This window comes from Maribacter corallii, assembly GCF_047345415.1.
Classification (GTDB): Bacteria; Bacteroidota; Bacteroidia; order Flavobacteriales; family Flavobacteriaceae; genus Maribacter_C.
Window position 1 is genome coordinate 871,747 of record NZ_JBLFEP010000002.1, and the last position, 19,243, is coordinate 890,989.

Annotated in this window: 13 protein-coding genes; 6 read left to right on the top strand and 7 right to left on the bottom strand. The window is 40.4% G+C overall.

Translation table 11 applies throughout. The features are described from left to right. Positions 1-10 precede the first annotated feature (10 nt). The 6 genes from ACKWCA_RS09120 (at position 11) to ACKWCA_RS09145 (ending at position 9,766) form a co-directional block, all read left to right on the top strand. A complete protein-coding gene (locus ACKWCA_RS09120) occupies positions 11-1,393 on the top strand; it encodes an amidohydrolase family protein (protein ID WP_413977870.1) in 1,383 nt (460 codons plus the stop codon). Positions 1,394-1,797: 404 nt separating this feature from the next. Continuing rightward, positions 1,798-2,208 carry a hypothetical protein gene (locus ACKWCA_RS09125; protein WP_413977871.1) on the top strand — a complete coding sequence of 137 codons (411 nt, stop codon included), beginning with the start codon at positions 1,798-1,800 and terminating at the stop codon, positions 2,206-2,208. Positions 2,209-2,302: 94 nt separating this feature from the next. After that, the gene (locus ACKWCA_RS09130) at positions 2,303-3,181 is read left to right on the top strand and encodes an MBL fold metallo-hydrolase (RefSeq protein WP_413977872.1); all 879 of its coding nucleotides are present in this window, start codon (positions 2,303-2,305) and stop codon (positions 3,179-3,181) included. 384 nt (positions 3,182-3,565) lie between these two features. Next, the gene (locus tag ACKWCA_RS09135) at positions 3,566-5,413 is read left to right on the top strand and encodes a sigma 54-interacting transcriptional regulator (protein ID WP_413977873.1); all 1,848 of its coding nucleotides are present in this window, start codon (positions 3,566-3,568) and stop codon (positions 5,411-5,413) included. A gap of 297 nt (positions 5,414-5,710) precedes the next feature. Next, a complete protein-coding gene (locus ACKWCA_RS09140) occupies positions 5,711-6,262 on the top strand; it encodes an OsmC family protein (RefSeq protein ID WP_413977874.1) in 552 nt (183 codons plus the stop codon). A gap of 84 nt (positions 6,263-6,346) precedes the next feature. After that, positions 6,347-9,766: a 4Fe-4S binding protein gene (locus tag ACKWCA_RS09145; RefSeq protein WP_413977875.1), complete on the top strand. Its 3,420-nt coding sequence runs from the start codon at positions 6,347-6,349 to the stop codon at positions 9,764-9,766. 4 nt (positions 9,767-9,770) lie between these two features. On the opposite strand, the gene ACKWCA_RS09150 is transcribed toward ACKWCA_RS09145, so the two are convergent. The 7 genes from ACKWCA_RS09150 to ACKWCA_RS09180 form a co-directional block, all read right to left on the bottom strand. Beyond that, positions 9,771-13,154, bottom strand: a complete 3,384-nt coding sequence (locus ACKWCA_RS09150; RefSeq protein WP_413977876.1) for a tetratricopeptide repeat protein — start codon at positions 13,152-13,154, stop codon at positions 9,771-9,773. Between the two features lie 356 nt (positions 13,155-13,510). After that, entirely contained in the window at positions 13,511-14,377 is an 867-nt protein-coding gene (locus ACKWCA_RS09155; RefSeq protein ID WP_413977877.1) for a tetratricopeptide repeat protein, read from the bottom strand. A gap of 126 nt (positions 14,378-14,503) precedes the next feature. Further along, positions 14,504-15,205 (bottom strand): LytR/AlgR family response regulator transcription factor, encoded by a 702-nt coding sequence (locus tag ACKWCA_RS09160; RefSeq protein ID WP_413977878.1) that lies wholly within the window; start codon positions 15,203-15,205, stop codon positions 14,504-14,506. Position 15,206: 1 nt separating this feature from the next. Beyond that, positions 15,207-16,034, bottom strand: coding sequence for a sensor histidine kinase (locus tag ACKWCA_RS09165; RefSeq protein ID WP_413977879.1), 828 nt, complete (start codon positions 16,032-16,034; stop codon positions 15,207-15,209). A 424-nt stretch (positions 16,035-16,458) separates the two neighbouring features. Further along, entirely contained in the window at positions 16,459-17,325 is an 867-nt protein-coding gene (locus ACKWCA_RS09170; RefSeq protein WP_413977880.1) for a DUF2911 domain-containing protein, read from the bottom strand. Between the two features lie 155 nt (positions 17,326-17,480). After that, positions 17,481-18,242 carry a trypsin-like peptidase domain-containing protein gene (locus ACKWCA_RS09175; protein WP_413977881.1) on the bottom strand — a complete coding sequence of 254 codons (762 nt, stop codon included), beginning with the start codon at positions 18,240-18,242 and terminating at the stop codon, positions 17,481-17,483. A 66-nt stretch (positions 18,243-18,308) separates the two neighbouring features. Next, on the bottom strand, positions 18,309-19,154 hold the full coding sequence (locus tag ACKWCA_RS09180; RefSeq protein WP_413977882.1) for a DUF6503 family protein: 846 nt from the start codon (positions 19,152-19,154) through the stop codon (positions 18,309-18,311). Positions 19,155-19,243 lie beyond the last annotated feature (89 nt).

The window sequence follows — 19,243 nt, forward strand, 5'->3', positions numbered from 1 at the left end:
AATCATAAATATGAGAACACTTTTAAGAATAGGAGCTTTTATGCTTCTGATAACGTCTTTTGTTGTTGGAACTACCTGTAAAGAGGCACAGGACGAAAGGTCAAACTATGACCTGATCATCTCCAAAGTCAACCTGATCGATGGCACGGGGAAAGACCTACAAGAAAATGTGAATGTCTATATCAAGGATTCCAAAATCTCAAAAATAGATACGGGCGCTATCGAATCAAATGAGCTAAAGAACGTAATCAATGGAGCGGGCAAATATCTTATCCCTGGCTTATTTGACTGTCACGCACATACCTCTTCCGAACCATCCTATATAGCTAAATTCGTCCATTTTGGTGTGACCTCTATTTTCATCCCCGGGGGGAGTCGAAGCACCAATGCGTTTTACAAGAAAATGCGTGCTATGGGAAATCAAGATTCCATTCCAGCTCCCAGGACATTCCACACAAGCCAACACTTTACCATGGAAGGTCGGCATCCGGTCAAAACCTATAGTTCGTCAAATTGGGTCGAAGGGGAAACGGTGTATTTATTGCGAGAGGTTGACGAAATAGCGGGCCTAGTCAAACAAATGGCCCAACAACCCATTCTAGGGATCAAGTTAACCATTGAAGACGGCCCACATCCGCCCGTGGTAGAACGCATGCCACAAGCTTTTGTAGATCAGGTGCAAAAGGAAGCAGAAAAAAATAATCTTGAGGTCTATGCACACATAAGTGACAATGTAGAATTGGAAATGGCCGTAAAAGCCAATATCAATAATCTGGTACATTTTACTGGGGTCGACCTTGACTTTGTTCGCGACAGCAGCCTTGTGTCAAAAATATACAAGGATAGTATCAATTGGGTGACCACTTTAATGCTTGACAAGAGTTTTCTGTACCCGCTGCACCCCGAATGGGCGGAAGATCCACACATTCAAGATTTGTATCGGTCGGAGACTTTTGAAGCTCTCAACGATTCAAGCTATGTTTTTCGCGCCAACGATTACATCACTTTTATGAAGGACTATTTGAATACCGATACCCTGACCTTGAAAGACGCCGTTCAATTTCAGGTAGACGATATCAAGGTGCTGATGCAAAATGGGGTCAACATGGTACTGGGAACGGACACGGGCAACACATTTATTCTTCAAGGATATAGTTTACATGAAGAAATGCAACTCTTGGAATTAGGGGGTATGCCTCCTCTGGACATCATCAAAATGGGCACCTTAAATGCTGCTAAAATGATGAAAGCCGAAGACCGTCTAGGCTCTATCGAAGTAGGTAAATTGGCCGATATGGTCCTTTTGGACGCGAACCCCTTAGTGTCCATTACGAATACCTTAAAAATAAATAGCGTGTTTAAAAATGGTCAAGCCCAAACTCGGATCGAATGACGAATGGAAGGTCTTCGACAACTTTGAAAAGCATACGAATCAAGTTCGGTAAACGGAACAATTTACCGCCCCAAGTTTAACTTCTTAAGGTTCAATTAAACGTATGACCACTTCATTGTACAAATGCAATTGATCCCGTGGGGGCCATTCCTATCCGCGTGCCAAACTATTTGAGAGCCATTGGGGGGTGAAGTCCCATCAAACCGATGACTTTCTTGTAGCACTTTAAAGCGCATTGCTATTCCCGTTCAAGAAAAAAGCCAAGGAAAAGATTGGGTAAATTACCGTTCAATTATGCAGCCAGTTATACACTTTCTGAAGCCATTCATACAATAATATATTGTTAATCAAATATTTACATTTAATTTGACACAGCTTTTATGGGAATATAAAACTTGGATCAAATGGAATGGAAAACGAACTCTATATCAAAAATCCCCTTTCTTTTGATAGCGATTATGTGCGTGACGTGTTCATCGTCGGATGATGGCGCCATAGAAGAACCTCAGAGCGGGGAAATCGATCAAGCTCTTGTAGGCACTTGGATAGGCACTATTGACGGCGGTCTTGGCGAGGCTGAGATTGTCATTGATCTAAAAAGTGACGGAACCATGTCCGGTGAAGGAGCCGATTCCCCATATTGCCCATTGAACGCGAAATGGGAAGTGAAAGAATCTTCTTTTATAGCAAAAGGAAATGATACCTGTGATGGCACCGCTGTCACATTAACTGCGCCCTATTCCCAAACGGAATTAAAAGGGAGATGGAATGCGTCGAGCGGAAATACAGGTACTTTTTCAGTAAAAAAGGAATAGCACTCGGCGATTGCCCATTCCCGATTCTTTCCTAAATTCGAGAAAGTTTGGAAGGGTCCCTCAAAAAAATAAAACCAAACACAGATGCTATCCGATGGTATTTAAGTTGACGTTAAACCTTATCGTATTCCTATCGTGTCTTTTCGTGCTTCAATCTGGCAGTCCTGAATATGATAAATTAGCTGACGACCAAAAGAGTACAAACCAAAAATTAGATTCAAGTAGAAATGCATATCGTGATAGTTTAAAGATTTCCTATATCGGTAATATGGGGGTATTGATAGGTTGTGATGATCGGCACATTCTCATTGATGCGCTACACAAAAAGTATAAACCAGACTATGTATTTCCTTCCAAAGGCACTGTGCAAAAATTGATAAATGGAGATTCAGGTATTGACATTGCTCTAGTAACGCATCATCATAAAGACCATTTTGATGCAGTGTTGGTCAGTGACTATTTGAAGGAAAATGATAGATCAATCGTGCTAGGTTCTCCGCAAGTGACAGAAGCAATTGCCCCAAATTCCAAGGAGATATCATTTTCGAATAGAATAAAGGAAATCGCCTATGATGGGGAAATGCATACGATACTACATGATGAAATAGAAATACGAGCCTTCAAATGCCCTCATGTAAATGCTACGCGACACCGTTCAGTTCAAAATATTGCCTACATCATTAAAATCAAGGGGTATTCGGTATTGCATGTCGGGGATACCAATTGGGATACCGCTAGATCAAGTTTTAAAGCTCAAAATGTAATCGATGAAAAATTTGATGCCGTGGTACTTCCGTATTGGATGCTACTCGATAAAAGTTCACAAAAGGAAGTTTTAGAATCCTTGACAACAAAACAAATCATAGCAACGCATATTCCCCCATTTCTTGACGACGCAGAGAAGAAAGCTCTATTGGCCAATCATGCCAATATCGTTTTATTTGACGTTCTAGGTAAGCAAATTACGCTCTGAACAGTCTTGATCACAACACAGTGACAGTAAACGTCGGCATACATTTGAGCTAATAGTAATGAAAAAATTGGTGACACGGTCCGATGTTGTTCGAATCACAAAGTGTAATCAGGATAGCAATTGCCAGCTTGACTAATGATAAAGGCCTGAAGGAAGTGTCCTAGTTCGCGTCAGGGTTATGGATAAAATGATACGTTCAAAAGTTCAGTCTTAAATTTAATTAGAGAAAAGATACAATCGTTTTTCTTTTGGCCTTGAAGATAGATTCAAGTAATTGAGCCAGCCGCGCTGTTGTTCCAATAGCATACAGGGCATAGGTTTTTCTTTTTCGAAATTTATCGGCTAAATAAGTATCTTTAGGGTAACAACCATCCAGTTTCGAGCATGTCCGAAATTCAAACCAAGCTTCCGGCATTTCTGAAAAAAGTCCCCTTCTTTTCCGAAGTTTCCAAGACTTCGTTGATTACGTTATGCGAACATATTGAATTGCATGATTTTTATAAGAATGATCCTATTGTTGTCAAGGGTGATGTCGGTGATGCCATGTATGTCATTCTTGAGGGAGAAGTGAAAGTACATGAAAATCAGTACGATTTTGGTACCTTAGGAAAGGAAGAGTGCTTTGGCGAATACGCACTTATCGATGACGATAGGCGGTCCGCTTCCGTGACGGCCCTCAGGGAAACCCAGGTTGCAAAGATAGATAGGGTGCACTTTCTCGATCTGATGAAAGGTGACCAGGGGTTTTCCCAGGGAATACTCTCAGTAATGATCAAACGTCATCGTGAATTGGATGCCACCCAAGAACAATTGGCGAATTCCAAAAAATTAGTGGAACAGGCAAACGGTAAAATGAGCGGACTCATCAATGGCGCTATGGACGCCATTATCATGTTCGATTCCAGGTTTCGCATCATCTTGACAAATCCTTCTGCGGATACGATACTACAAAATGATGATACACTTCAGCGCAACATACTTTTTTTCTTTGATGAAGCTAGTGCCGAACTCATTGAAGCTCTCGTAAAATCGGGACTCGAAGGCGATGAAAAAGCCATCAACAACTACTTGCCGAATATTGTTAAGGTCATCGGTTCAGATGAAAAGGAAACCTTGAACGAAGGTACGATTAGTAGATATGGTGAAGGTGATGAAACATTTTATACGCTAATTCTAAGGAATATCGACGAACGCCTCGCAGCTCAAGACACCATTAGTCTTTTGACCAATCAGACCGAATATTTGGCCGAGGAAATACAGGAATTGACCAGCAGCTACGGAATTATCGCAGAAGATTCAGGTATGGTCGACGTACTCAATTCGATTGAACAAGTCGCGCAGACTGACGCCACGGTCTTGATTAACGGAGAAACCGGTACAGGTAAGGAATTGGTCGCCAGGGCGATTCATCAAGCTAGTCCTAGAAATGATAAACCACTTATTCGAATAAATTGTGGTGCCATTCCGGCGAACTTGATCGAGAGCGAATTGTTCGGCCATGAGAAAGGAGCCTTTACAGGAGCTACGGCAAGTCGCAGAGGGCGCTTTTTATTGGCTGATAAAGGAACCATCTTTTTAGATGAGATCGGTGAAATGCCTTTAGACTTACAACCTAAATTGTTACGCATTATTCAAGAAGGGGAATTCGACCCCGTTGGAAGTTCGGAAACCATAAAAGTAGATGTTCGGATTATCGCGGCAACACATCGAGACCTGTTGCGCTTCTCCAAGGAAGGAAAGTTTCGAGAAGACCTCTATTATCGTCTAAACGTTTTTCCTATTGTGGTTCCACCATTACGGGAAAGGGGTGATGACATCTACTTGATCGCTCAGGAAATCATGGGCCAATTTTCTGCCAAATTGAATAAAAATGTAAAACCTCTGACGGAGGCGGACAAAGCGTTGCTATCACGCTACAATTGGCCGGGTAACGTTAGGGAACTTCAAAACATTATTGAGCGAGCAGTAATCATAGCGAAAGATAGAAACATCGACTGGAACACTTTGATTCCCAAATCTTCCGAAGATGGTGCTGTGCAGGTTGAATCAAAAACGGAAAAAATCTACTCCGCCGAGGAAATGATCAAACTCGAACGCGAGAACATTCTTCGCGCGCTCAGGAAGACCAAGTGGAAAATATCGGGAAGAAATGGGGCGGCGGCCATTCTCCAATTAAAGCCCACGACGCTTACTTCCAAGATCAAGGCCTTGAACATCGAAAGGCCGATATAATATCTCGACTGCATTTGAATTGCGTATTGACCTTGGCCATGCACTCTTATGGCATTGGTCAGCTCATCTGACCTCTCCGCTATGACCATCAAATGTCGGTACTAAAAATATGCATTGGATATTTCACGAAATCTCGTAAATATACTAACGATATTTCGTGAATACTTGAAATATCGTAATATCTTGAAAGCAATTTTTATTATTTAATAAACTGATAATCAATAGTTTGAATGGTTTGGCACGGGGATGGTAATAGACCTGGCAGCAATAATGCTAAACAATTTAAATTTTATTAAAATGATTACAACAGCAAACATTAAAAACGGAGTAAACGTAGACCAATTAGTAGAAACCATTGGTGCAGTTCAAGGAAATCCTGAATTGGCGAAATTCGAGTTCAGAACAAAAAACAATTGGATCGAAGGCGGTCATTGTGTATCGAGTATGAAGAGCTTTTACGGTGTGGGTCAGGAAGACACTACACGTAAAGAGACCTTTACCATGGAGTGTGATCACCCGAACGTTTTGTTAGGAGAAGACAAGGCCGCTACACCTGCAGAAGTGGTGTTGCACGCTTTGGGTTCTTGTTTGACAGGTGCAATGGTGTACCATGCCGCTGCAAACGGAATCGAAATCGAAGGCGCTGAATCTTCTCTAAAGGGAGGATGTGATTTGCACGGTTTCCTTGGTTTGGACCCTGAGGTGCGAAAAGGTTTTGACGGTATCACGGTTCGCTTAAAAGTGAAATCGGATGCTTCTGAGGAGCAATTGCTAAACTTGGCGAAGTTTTCCCCGGTTTTTGATATCATTTCAAACCCTACTCCGGTTGCTATCGAAATCGTAAAGTAAGACTGCTAAAAAAGGCCGCCCGAAAAATGGGTGGCCTTTTTTATTTTTTAAGCACCAAACAATAAACACCCAATCATAGTCAAAATGAATTCTCATAAGCATAGCATAATTACGGGAAACGAGGCCGCCGCGACAATCGCTTATAAAACCAATGAGGTCTGCGCCATTTATCCTATAACACCATCTTCTGAAATGTCGGAACTGGTAGCGGAGTGGAGCGCGACCCAACAAAAAAACATTCTCGGTTCTATCCCCACTGTTTTTGAAATGCAAAGTGAGGCCGGAGTCGCCGGCGCGTTACATGGCGCCCTGCAAACAGGATCTTTGGCAACCACATTTACAGCCTCTCAAGGGCTTTTGTTGATGATACCCAATATGTACAAGATTGCCGGTGAGCTTACACCTAATGTCATTCATGTGGCGACGCGTTCTGTTGCTACCCACGCCTTATCCGTTTTTGGAGACCATAGCGATATCATGGCGGCGCGCAGTACCGGTTACGCTTTTCTTGGTGGCGCATCGGTACAGGAAGCGCTCGATTTTGCTTTGATTGCCCAGGCGGCGACCTTGGAATCGCGTATTCCTTTTGTGCATTTTTTCGACGGATTTAGAACTTCTCATGAAACGGCAAAAATCGAATGCATCTCTGATACTAGTCTTCGCGAAATGATGGATCAAGATTTGATCATCGAACACCGAAATCGAGGACTGAACCCGAATGCGCCGGTCTTGCGTGGAACATCTCAAGGTCCTGATGTATTCTTTCAGGGTCGCGAAGCAGTGAATTCCTATTATAATGCTTGTCCGGATATCGTTCAAAATCAAATGGACAAGTTTGCAAAATTGACCGGCCGACACTACCGACTATTCGACTACGTCGGTCACCCAGAAGCGGAACAAGTGATCATTGCCATGGGTTCCGCCACGGAAACTATTCAAGAAACCGTAAAGCATCTCAATGCCAACGGAGAAAAAGTCGGACTGATCAAAGTCCGTTTGTTTCGGCCTTTTAGTATAAAACATCTATTGGAGGCATTACCTAAAACATGTAAATCGATAGCCGTTTTGGATCGCACCAAAGAACCGGGTAGTGCCGGTGAACCGCTATATCTGGATGTCGTACAATCGCTAATGTCAGTAACGGATACCTACGCCACACTTCCTAAAATAGTGGGTGGCCGTTATGGACTTTCTTCCAAAGAGTTGAACCCCAGTATGGTCAAGGCCTTGGTCGATCATTTAAAACAAGAACATCCGAAACACAGTTTCACGATGGGAATAAACGATGATGTGACCCATCTGAGTATACCCTATACTGATGACATTCAGCTACAGGGTGAAAACTTTCAGGCGTTGTTTTATGAAACCAAATCGGAAGCTTCATGTACCAGTTTCAATGCACTACTGCAAATCATCGGAGCGGAAAAGCAGATCCAGGGCTATACAGAAATCGATTATAAAAAATCGGCATCTCGTAGTGTGTCCCATCTACGGATGGCTGATTCGCCCATCAAAGCACCTTATTTGATTTCGAATGCTGATTTCGTTGGATGTGATTCCGTAGGGTTTTTGGAAAAAGATACGGTCTTGAAACGCCTAAAGGACAATGGAGTATTGTTGATACATACTGCTTTGAACACTACGGAATTTTGGAAGGGTATATCCTTGGAAAAGCGGAAAGAAATTCAAGATAGAAACATTTCATTGCACTGTATCGATTTGAATACCATCAGCAAAAACTGCGTTTTGGGCGCTAGTAAAGTGTCAGGTTTTCATACTTGTGTTCTACCATTGAACGGTGATTTGTGTGATGAAAAAACAGCTGCGCAATTACAAGACTATATTTTAAAGGTCGATACGTCATGTAATTTCAGTACGGAACAAGCATCGAATTTTGATGTCGAATTTGCCGATTCCTTTTTGGGAAGATTGATGGAGGGAAGAGGGGAAGAGCTTCCTGTGGGGGTATTTCCCGTTGATGGAACTTACGAAACGGATACGGCGAAATTCAATAATCGAAATTCGTGGGATGCCCTTCCGGAATGGGATGCCGATTTGTGTACGCAATGTGGCGCATGCAGTATGGCATGCCCGCAAGGGGCCATTCGCATGAAAGTGTATGACGATTCTTATGTACAGCAGGCTCCTGAGGGATTTCGATCGGTCAAGTGGATTGAGGAAGATGGGCAAAGCGATTTGTTGAATTATACGATACAGGTAAACCCTGAGCAATGTACGAGCTGTAACAATTGTCTGGATGCCTGTCCGGCAAAAGCGTTAACGCTTCAAGACAAGGGTTTAAAGTTCAAGAAGGCGCAAGAAAACTGGACGCATTTTGATAGCATTCCGGAATTTGATAGAACCAAATTAAATACGACCAAAGTAAGTCAGCAGCAGCTGCAAGAACCGCTGTTCAAATATTCGATCGGTGTTGATGGATGTGGCGAAGCGCCTTACTTAAAGCTGATTTCCCAATTATTCGGCGATCGAATGTTAGTTGCAAACGCTACTGGTGCCAGTTCCATTTTCGGCGGGGCACTCCCAACAACGCCCTGGGCAAAAAATGACAAGGGCAGGGGGCCGGCTTGGTCGAATTCCCTTTTCGAAGACAATGCGGAATTCGGTTTGGGGTATCGACTGTCTTTAGACCAACAAGCACAGCAAGCACGAATGTTGTTGCAAAGCTTAGTGTCCGATTTTGATTTGGCACATGATATTTTGACGGCGGAGCAAAACACCGAAAGACAAATTCAAGAACAACGAAAACGAGTAGAACAGTTAAAGGCCCACTTAACCACTGTCGCCAAGACGGAAGCGCAACAACTTTTGGGTATTGCCGACAGTCTGGTGAAGCAGAGTGTATGGATCGTGGGAGGCGACGGTTGGGCCTACGATATAGGTTATGGCGGATTGGATCATGTGGCGGCGTCCGGGAAGAATGTAAACATTTTGGTATTGGATAACGAAGTCTATTCGAATACCGGCGGACAAATGTCAAAAGCCACCCCCTATGGGGCTTCCGCTAAATTCGCTACCAACGGAAAGCAACGGCAAAAGAAAGACCTGGGGCGTTTGATGCTGTCGTATGATGCTATCTATGTCGCTCAAATTGCGATAGGAGCTGATCAAGAACAGACGTTAAAAGCGATTCAAGAAGCAGAAAGTTTTGACGGGCCATCGATTATCATTGCCTACTGTCATAGTCCTGCTCATGGGATCGACATGAAAAATCCGAGCCAGTACCACAAAGCGGCTGTTGCTTCCGGACAGTGGTTGTTGTATCGAAATGATCCTAGAAGAATAGCGAATCCTTTTCAATTGGATTCAAAAGCTCCCGATATTCCTATTCAGGAGTATTTAAAACTCGAGGGGCGATTTGCAAAAATGGTCAAAGAAAATGGGGCATTGTTGGAGTCCAAAATAGCGTCTATTCAAAAGAGTATCGATAAAAAATATGAACTGTTCGCGACAATGGCTTCACAAGAAGAAGCTGCCTTGGTCTAAAACCTTATTTCTCATGCATGGTGTTTACGATTTCCCAATCTTTCGGAACTCCTGAAACTATATACTCGGCAGCCTTGGTCATAAAATATTTCGAGACCTTGTCTTTTGGGTTTTTGGTCAGCACCTTATCAAAAATTGCGGAAGCTTTCGGAAATTGATTGTTGAAATAGTAGTGCAATCCTTTTTCAAACTCCTTTAGAGTTTTTCTCTTGAGTTTGACCACCTCAGGGTCATCCCCATCAAAGCATTCGTAAATACCGATAATGTTGTCTTTTCCTTTGACCTGTACTTTCCCCAAATACCTAAAATGATAATCCCCCTTGTTCTTAATAGTTGCAAGACTATCTTCACTGATAATAATATTCGCACCATAATGTTTGGTCACACCCTCCATTCGCGAAGCAGTGTTCACGGTATCGGCTATGATGGCTGTGTCGTTTCTACTTTCATCACCGATGATACCCATTACCAAAGGCCCGGTATGGAGGCCCATTCCTACCGAAATAGGAACATTGCCATCACTGATTCGTCTCACATTATATTCTTGAAGGGATTGTTGCATGTCGATACTTGCCTGTAGCGCATGCTCCGCTTCATGCGGGAAAAGTGCCATAATACCATCCCCCAAATATTGATTGACAAAACCTTTGTTGTTTTGAATTACGGGTCCCATTTTACCCACATAAGAATTAACGAATTTAAAATTCTGTTTCGGAGTCATGCCTTCCGCAAGGGTGGTATATTCGCGAATATCGGTAAAAACTACGGTCACGTCCTTTTCAACATGATCGCCCAATAGTACATCTGTAATGGTTTCCCTTCCGACGGACTTTATGAATTCCGTAGGGACAAATTTACTTGTGGCCTTATGAATTCCATTCATATCTAAATGGGCTTTGAGCCGCGCCAACAGTTCATTTTTTGAAAAAGGTTTGGTCAGGTAATCGTTTGCCCCAACATTGAAACCGGCTACCAGATCTCGTACCCGATTTTTTGCCGTGAGCAATACGATAGGCAGCTCACTGGAAACGTATTTTTTTCGAATCTCTTCGCAAACCTCATAACCCGACATGCCGGGCATCATGACATCCAATAGAACGATACTGAAATCTTCTCCCTTTTCTATGATTTTGAGCGCTTCATCCCCGTTTTTAGCACTGATCGTACTATAACCACCAATGGCCAAATGGTTTTCAAGCACACGCCGATTGATGGGTTCATCATCGACGATAAGAACCTTGGCGAGGCCTTTTTGCTTTTGTACAGAGACATCGGATGATGTTGTACTTTCATCGGTTTCTACACGTAATTGGGGAATTTCCTCATGTTCTAGAATTTCCCCCAGCAACATATCTTTGCGTGTTTTATCACTTATGGGAAGTGTAAACGTAAACATCGAACCTTTACTAACTTCCGAATCAACTTGAATGGTTCCCCCATGAAGCGCTATCAACTGCTTTGTTACCGAGAGTCCGAGTCCGGTCCCGCCATATTCACGTTGCGTAGAACCATCGCCCTGCTCAAAGGATTTAAAAATGTCTTGAAATTTATCTTTTGGTATGCCGATCCCGGTATCGGAAACAGAAATCGAGAGCATTTTGTCTTTTTTGCTGGCTGTGATTTCGACGGTACCTTTTTCGGTAAATTTAATCGCATTGCCAACGAGATTATGTAAAATCTGTTGGACACGATTTTCGTCCGCTTCAACCAAGGCAATTTCCTTGGGTACGGTGTTGAGAAGCTTCAGGTTCATGCCTTCTATCAAGGGCTGCGAGAGCTTCAGTACAACGTCTGCAATCGAATGTATATCCACCGGTCGTGTAGCGAGCTCCAAATCGTGGTTTCTCAATTTCGAAAAATCCAAAATATCATTGACCAAATGGGATAAACGTTTACCACTATTGGTTATCATATCTAGATTTTCAATGGCTTTTAAGGGCAAGTTTCCTGCAACTCCGTCTTTTAAGGATTCCGAAAGTCCGATAATACCACTCAAAGGAGTGCGGAGTTCATGGGAGGTATTGGCGAGGAATTGATCTTTAAGTGCATCGACTTGTTTTAAGCGGGCGACAAGATTTCTTTCTTGCTCTAATTTCTTGTTTTTCTGCTTGTTTTTCCAATAAAAACCACCAAAAAGTAAAAGGGCAAAACTTCCGAACAAAGCTAAATAGAGGGTAGTGCGTTGTTTACTGAGGTTCTTTTCAAACAACAATTCTTGCTCAGCTTTTTGTTTGGTAAATGCGATACTGTCGGATAACTGTTGCTTATCGAATTGGTATTGCATTTCTTGCCTGGTAATCTCCTGTATTTTCTCTTGGTTTATCAATGAATCCTGAGTGGTAGTGGCAAGCTTAAAATACTCCAGTGATTTTTGCATATCCCTTAACCCTTCCCAAGCGCTGCTCAAGCACTCGTATGATTCCTTTTGAACGAGTAGGGCTCCTGTTTTTTTTGATAGTTCAAGTGCTTTCTCGGCATCCTTGATTGCCAATCGAAAGTCTTTTTGCGCTAAGAAAGTTTTTGCCCTGTAACTGTAGACGGCCGGTAGCCCCTCGCTATCGCCTATTTCTTCTTTGATTTGGACACTTTTGTTTAGGAAATCCAACGCTTTTGCGTATTCCCCTTGTTGGCTATAGGCCCCACCTATATTACTATATGCCCTACTAAAAGACTTTTTATCATTTACCTCTTCCGCTATTTGCGCACTTTTTAATAAGTTTTCTAAGGCGAGTTCATGGTTTTTTAGATTCGTATAGATAAGTCCAATATTGTTATAGGATGCCGGTAAAGCTCTTTTGTTCCCTAATTCCTTCTTTATTTTTAAGCTATATTGATAATATTCCAATGCTTTTTCATTTTTCCTTTGATCTGAGTATACATTGCCCAAATTATTGGTGACCCTTGCAAGCCCTGGTTTATCATTTAGTTCTTCAGAAATTTTCAGACCGGCTAATAGATTTTCCAATGCTTGGGTATAGTTTCCGAGCTCGTAGTAAATAGTTCCTATATTACTATAGGACGTGGCGGTTGCCTTCCGGTCTTCCAACAGTAAATTTATTTCATGGGTTTGTTGAAAGTATTTTAAGGCCTTCCTGAATTCTCCTGCCACTGCATAGGCTCTCCCAATAAGATTTAAGGAGGTAGCTTTCCAATCCTGGTTTTTTTGCTCCAAGGAGAACTCTAGTAGTTGTTGCCCGGTGGCCCTTGCAGTATCAAGGTTCTGCCTAAATTGAAGTAAATACAGATCAAGTCCTGCTTTGAAACGAATGGAATCGATTTGGGTAGGGCTTTCCCAAACCAGTTTTAAGCTATCTATTTTGTCGGTTTGGGCGTTCACGAACTGGCACGTCAAAATAACCCAAAGAAATGTGAGTAGTACTTTTTTCATGGTCTGAGCGGGAGAACAGTTGGTTTGTTGTTATCCTAAATGTAACGTTTAATGTTCTAAACACAAAAAAAGGCCTACGGCATGATAGGTCGTCTTATGAATGAAATTTATGTTTCCAATAGCATCCTGATTGATATCAATGAAAATCTAATGGGAATATACCCGCTAGTAGGTAAAAAGACCATCTGTCAAATTTAGATGGTCTTTTGCGATGGGTAACTCGATATTCGAGATGTATACGGGAATGCCGTCAAACAAGCATCGATATGGTAAATCTGGCTTTCCTTGGATGCCTTCTGAGTCCATCTTTGTTGGCAGGCCGGCTTGGTCTGAGCTTATTTACGGGTTGTCTAAAGCTAGTTCCCCTGAATGGAGTCTAGTTTCGCGCTTACAATTTTAGAAATTTCCTTTAGCATTTCACTATTCTTATACAGTTCACCATAGGTGCTCACCGTTTCGATATAGTCCAAGGTTTTTTGGTACATTCCGTTTCTATTGTAAACCATAGCTGCATATTCGGCGTAATAAAAATCATTCTTGGCATTAGCTCCATATTGTATGGCCTTTTCCAGATACTCCAATGCTTTTTTATAGTCTTTCTTCGAGTAATACATGACAGACATGAACTCATATCCTTTCGGTAAATTAGGGATGAGCTCCGTACTTTTTTTGTAGCATTCCAAAGCCTTGTCAAACTCGCTGTTGTAATAATAGGCCATACCTAAAGACCAGATGGCCGCTGCACTATCTGGATACATATTCACTACTTTTTGAAAATACTCTTGCGCCTTGAGATAGTCTTCCTTTACCAATAAGTAGTACTCCGCTTGCATAATATCACGTTCTGATTTTAATCTTGATTTTTTGGAAAGCTCATAAGCTTGAGTAACCTTTTCTTTATATTTTTCAGGGTCTTGCTCATAAAATCCTCCCATTAAAAAACCACTTGGATAAGAGGGATCTAATTTCATTACTTGCGCTGCCTTTTCTTCAAATTCATCCTTATCACCATAGAAAAAGAAGTTTTTTTCCAAGTCATTAAAAAGCTGATGTACTTCAGGTACTTTGGAATCTACAGCAAGGGTAAACCCATGGGTATTCAAATCTTTTGGCGCATATTTTTCTACAAATTCGTCTTCTAGTTGACGTTCTGTTTTCTGTGATTGGCAACTCGATAAATTAGAAACAATGCATAGGGCAATCAAATAGGTTATACTTTTCATAGGGATATCGTTTAGTTTAAAAATCTAAAGTATATCGTATGAGTACACCTTTTTTTGAAAGTAGAGTTAGGTCGCACAACTGTTGACGAAGAAGGCGAAAGTGTCGCTGTTTAAAACGTGTAGTTTTTACGAGAAGGGTAGCTTTTGAATCACCTCTTTGGCATAGCTAGTACCAATTGGAATTTCAATCGTTCCGATTTCGATATCTTTTTGGGTATACGCGGTGATTTTTTCCAACGCTATAATGTAGGATCGATGTGTTCTTAAAAAGAGATGTTCAGGAAGTTGTTCGGTTATTTTACCAATATTGCTCTTCACCACAATCCTAGTATTTGTGGTATGAATTCTAACATAGTCTTTTAAACTTTCGATATATAGAATTTCATTAAAAATGATTTTAATTTGTTTCTTATTCACATTGACATAAAAGAATCGTTTCTCAATAGCTGCTCCTGGTTTGTTTTCGAATGTACGTTGTGTTTTTTCATAATACCGGTCTATGGCCTTGACAAAACGTTCAAAAGAAATAGGTTTTAAGAGGTAATCTACAATGTCTAGATCATACCCCTCTACGGCATATTCCCTATATGCCGTGGTAATGATAACCTTGGGCGGATTTTGCAATGTTTTTAAAAAATCCAAACCCTTTAAAACCGGCATTTCAATGTCTAAAAATAACAGGTCTATTGTTTCGTTTTTAATAATTTCAAAAGCTTCGATAGCGCTGTAACAGCATGCTACAATTTGAAAGGTATCTAACTTTTTTATGTAGTTCTCTAAAAGCGCAATAGCAGGTGATTCATCATCGACCAATACACATCTGACCATCTTAAGTTAGTTTTAAGTTTAATCGAAGAATGAAAGAAGTAGGCGCCTCCTGTAGTATGAGCTCATGTTTTTTTGAATAGATTAAATCCAATTGCCGTTTGATATTTATGAGACCTATACCTGTTTTATACGCGTCTGTTTTGTTATCGCTTTTGTCTTCGGTCTTTGTATTCCAAATACTAAAATCCAACTCCGAATTAAATTGCCTTAATTGAATTCTGATTTCCGGTTTTTGAATGCTTCCACTAACACCATGCTTAAAAGCATTTTCCACCATTGACAATAACAAGAGTGGTGAAATCTGAATGGTGTTTTTCGAGATTTCCTTATCAAAATTTATTTTTAATCGATTGCCGTATTTGATTTTTTCTAAGGAAATATAATTTTCTATGGTTTTTACCTCGGCTGCCAATGACACCTGTTTTTGCTGACTTTTGTATAGGATGTAATCTAAGATCCCCGATAGCTGTAGTACCATATTCGGTGCTTTAGGAGACTTCGTGATGACGTAGGAATAGAGATTATTCAGCGTGTTGAACAAAAAATGGGGATTTAGCTGTGCTTTTAAATATTTCAGCTCGGTAGATACTTTTTCATTTTCTAAGGTGTACAGCTGCTCTCTTTCTTTTTGCTGTTCTCTATTCACTTTATGGAAATACATAATTAAACCAGGGAAATGAAAGGATAGCATGTAAAGTGGAAAATCTTCAAAACTTAATAACGGATAAGGCCCGTCTACACAAAATTGATCTAAATAGTAATACCCCATCATACGAAATAGGATGACCAAAAACCCAATAGTAAAGGCCAAGGAGAGAGTGAACGCCATATACTTTTTTTGGTTCAAATACTTTGGTACCTGCCAATAATTAAAACTGTAGGCCGCTAGAATCAATAGGGGTAGCTTACATAAAGTAGTCTCTATGTTAACAGTAAATGACTCCCGACTTGTAGATGACGAAATGTAGAAAAGAAAAAATATCACCCAGAAGAAAAAATGTCCTAACAGTTTTCTTTTATTTAGGTTCATAAGTTGCGTGCAATTAAAGTAGTGCCATTGCGAGGCATTTGTGTATGACTATATGGAAAGCATAGTAGCATTCTACTATATCGTACAAGAATGGGCAAATAGGCTGTGATAAAACGATTGCTATTCATCTTTTTTAATGTATTTAAGGGAAAAGAATAGCCGCGCTCTACAAAACAATAATCAGATTCAGCATCTGCGTCACAAAATTAAGACAGGGCTTCTATTATTTGATTTTACGCAACAAATCCTTCATTTTTCTTTCTTGCTCTTCCGAGGCCCTTTGATGCCTTTCTTCGGTCCAGTTTTCTGGATTGGTTTTTACATAATCCATTCCAATTTTTAGTGTCTCAAGAGCTTCTTCATATTGTTTTCTGCTGGTTAATATGTCAATTTTAAGGTCGTAATACCAAGATACTTTTCTTAAATCTATTGCTAGATTGATCAGTTTTAGCGCAGTTTCTAATTCTGTATTTAGAAAATAGTAATAGTCGGCGTCTACATCAAGTACATCTGAGTCCTTGACTTTACCTGCCAATAATTCTTCATTAACCATTTTCATTAGACTCTTATCGGTTTGTGTCTTAATTTCGAAAGTCACCCGGGTATTTTCCCAAGAAATATTCAATTCGGAATCGGCCCTTATTAAATCAATATCAATTGTAAATGATTCATAGTACCTTTCGGTTGTATTTACATTTGTTTTAAAACGGATTATATCCTTGGTTTCATCATACCCTTCTAATCCGTAAACCGTACTATCACTATTTAGAATAATCGTCCATTCTTTTTTGTCAGGAATGGTGAATAAAGAATACTGTCCTGCTGGTATTGCGATATCGTCTATGACAACCTCATCATCGAATTTGATTTTTGTGCCATTACCTGCCCCTGTGCGCCATATTGCTCCAAAGGGTACCAGTTCACCAAAAATTTTTCGCCCCCTTGCTATGGGGCGCTCATATGCTATTGAAATTGTTTTGATTCCAACTTTTTGTTCAATACTTCCCTTTGGACTTAGTGACGGAAATTCTATTTGCGCCGCCAACCCGGAAGTGGAAAGTAGTAGCAATAGTAGTAGATAAACCTTCATACTTCTCAATTTTATTGGTTCTTAAATTTTTATTAGTAGTCATGCTAACAGAAGGTAAACGCTCAACACTTTAATAATTGAAGTTTTACTGATTCAAAAGCTCTCCGAAATTGTATTAAACTGCCAGAGGCCTATATATTGTTTTCGGATTACGCTTATTTTATGTCCGATATAAATTCAAAAGCATGTTGTATATCAGTAGCTTGAAGTACTACTTCTTTTGTGTTTTCATCTTCTGAGCCAGAGGAGACCAAGCCTACAATTCTTCCGATAGTATCCACTACGGGAGCTCCACTCAAACCTCCCATATTTTTTGGGCCTCTTGTTTGTATAAGGGTATGAAAATTTCCCTCAGTATTATCGAATTTGTATTCATAGGCGCGTTGTGGGCCTGTTGTATCTTTATAAGTCCATCCGACGGCGTATAAACGTTCTCCTTTCTTTAACGGTTTCTTCCTAAAAAGTAATGGGGTATAGTTTGTTTTGTTTTCTTTGACGGAGAAAACCAACCAATCCTCATAAGTATCCCAGTTGGTGTCCATGTAGGTCCAAGTGAGGGAGTCTTTTTTATTTGTATTCAATAGTTTGTCGGTAATAATGTATTTTGTGCTATCATTCTTTGGGTGCATTTTCCACTGCTTCAAACCCCCTTCAAAATCAACAAATTTCATAGCATCGGTTTTAGCTATCATTAGAACATGTTTTGCTGTGATAGCATACGTTTTACCGTTATACACAACTAAAAAACCGTTTGACGCATTTGAATTGTCAAATGATGAATCTTGATAAGAAACATTGTTTATAAGGCCAATTTGAGTATTCTTCAAACGTCTTGTTGTTGAACAACTTATAACTACCGTCGTCATAATTGTTACTACTATCGCGCTCCTAAATTTTATGGTCTCTGCAAATGTCATTTTTGTTTATCAGGTTTATAATTAAGATATGTCAGGTGTATATTCAGTGATTCTAAAGATTGACTTCTATTTAGTTACTGAAATAATATTTTTATCGGTAAACCCATTATTGAATTTAATCTGGGATAGTGTTTGTGTGATGCTTGGAGATTCTCCATACGCGCCTTTTGCGTCAGGTAAAAAGTAGATTCGGTTTGTAGCAAGTTTCTGCCCTTCAACCATTTCATAGGTGTATTCTGCTAAAATTACCGGTGCATTAATACCCGCGAAAGGGAGCGAAAAATAAAATCGGTCTATTAAAAGCGTAGCTGGATTTATATGAAGTATATAAATGTCATTTTCCGCTTTTCCCGTTGTTGCTGGATCATAGGTGACCTCTAACTTAGAATACGTAATGTCATTGTATACTTCTGTTCCTATATATTTAGCAATGGTTCCGGGGTCATTGAGCTTATATGGCATTACAAACCAAAAGTAATTGGCACGCCGTACAAATTCTGCTATGGCTATTGTCCTTTCCTTTTCTATAGTACTTCCATTAAGTGTGATCTTTGTTTTTTTTCCATCAAAAAGATGTGTGACGATACCATTTTCAGTGGGTAAGGTGTTTATTTCATGACGAGTGTAATGTCCAAATGAAATTTCATCATCAAATATGTAACGTTCCGTAGAAATATCTGCATTACCTTCTGACATCGTATATTCGTAATGATATTCCACATCATTTTTACTGCGTAGGTGATTCCAACCGCCATGAGCCTTTTCAACTGCAGCAAGTAAAGCGCTTGGGTCCGTGAGGTCAAGTTTTGGCGCTGTATCTTTTTCTTCCGTTATCTGGCTCTTCTTTTCTTTACAGGCTGTTAGGTTTAGCAAAATAACTATTGCTAGTAGGAAGGGTTTTTTAAAATGCATGAGTTTAGTCTAATGAACCCGAAAGGTATGTTAACAATCGCTGGCACTATCTTTTTATAGACATTTACAAGGTTTCTGAATACAAAGAG

Excerpts from the sequence above, each read along its gene's own strand:
- ACKWCA_RS09170 (WP_413977880.1), bottom strand. The coding sequence starts at position 17,325 with ATGAAGGTTTATCTACTACTATTGCTACTACTTTCCACTTCCGGGTTG.
- ACKWCA_RS09140 (WP_413977874.1), top strand. The coding sequence starts at position 5,711 with ATGATTACAACAGCAAACATTAAAAACGGAGTAAACGTAGACCAATTA.
- ACKWCA_RS09120 (WP_413977870.1), top strand. The coding sequence starts at position 11 with ATGAGAACACTTTTAAGAATAGGAGCTTTTATGCTTCTGATAACGTCT.
- ACKWCA_RS09175 (WP_413977881.1), bottom strand. The coding sequence starts at position 18,242 with ATGACATTTGCAGAGACCATAAAATTTAGGAGCGCGATAGTAGTAACA.
- ACKWCA_RS09160 (WP_413977878.1), bottom strand. The coding sequence starts at position 15,205 with ATGGTCAGATGTGTATTGGTCGATGATGAATCACCTGCTATTGCGCTT.
- ACKWCA_RS09125 (WP_413977871.1), top strand. The coding sequence starts at position 1,798 with ATGGAATGGAAAACGAACTCTATATCAAAAATCCCCTTTCTTTTGATA.
- ACKWCA_RS09135 (WP_413977873.1), top strand. The coding sequence starts at position 3,566 with ATGTCCGAAATTCAAACCAAGCTTCCGGCATTTCTGAAAAAAGTCCCC.
- ACKWCA_RS09155 (WP_413977877.1), bottom strand. The coding sequence starts at position 14,377 with ATGAAAAGTATAACCTATTTGATTGCCCTATGCATTGTTTCTAATTTA.
- ACKWCA_RS09180 (WP_413977882.1), bottom strand. The coding sequence starts at position 19,154 with ATGCATTTTAAAAAACCCTTCCTACTAGCAATAGTTATTTTGCTAAAC.
- ACKWCA_RS09150 (WP_413977876.1), bottom strand. The coding sequence starts at position 13,154 with ATGAAAAAAGTACTACTCACATTTCTTTGGGTTATTTTGACGTGCCAG.
- ACKWCA_RS09130 (WP_413977872.1), top strand. The coding sequence starts at position 2,303 with ATGGTATTTAAGTTGACGTTAAACCTTATCGTATTCCTATCGTGTCTT.
- ACKWCA_RS09145 (WP_413977875.1), top strand. The coding sequence starts at position 6,347 with ATGAATTCTCATAAGCATAGCATAATTACGGGAAACGAGGCCGCCGCG.
- ACKWCA_RS09165 (WP_413977879.1), bottom strand. The coding sequence starts at position 16,034 with ATGGCGTTCACTCTCTCCTTGGCCTTTACTATTGGGTTTTTGGTCATC.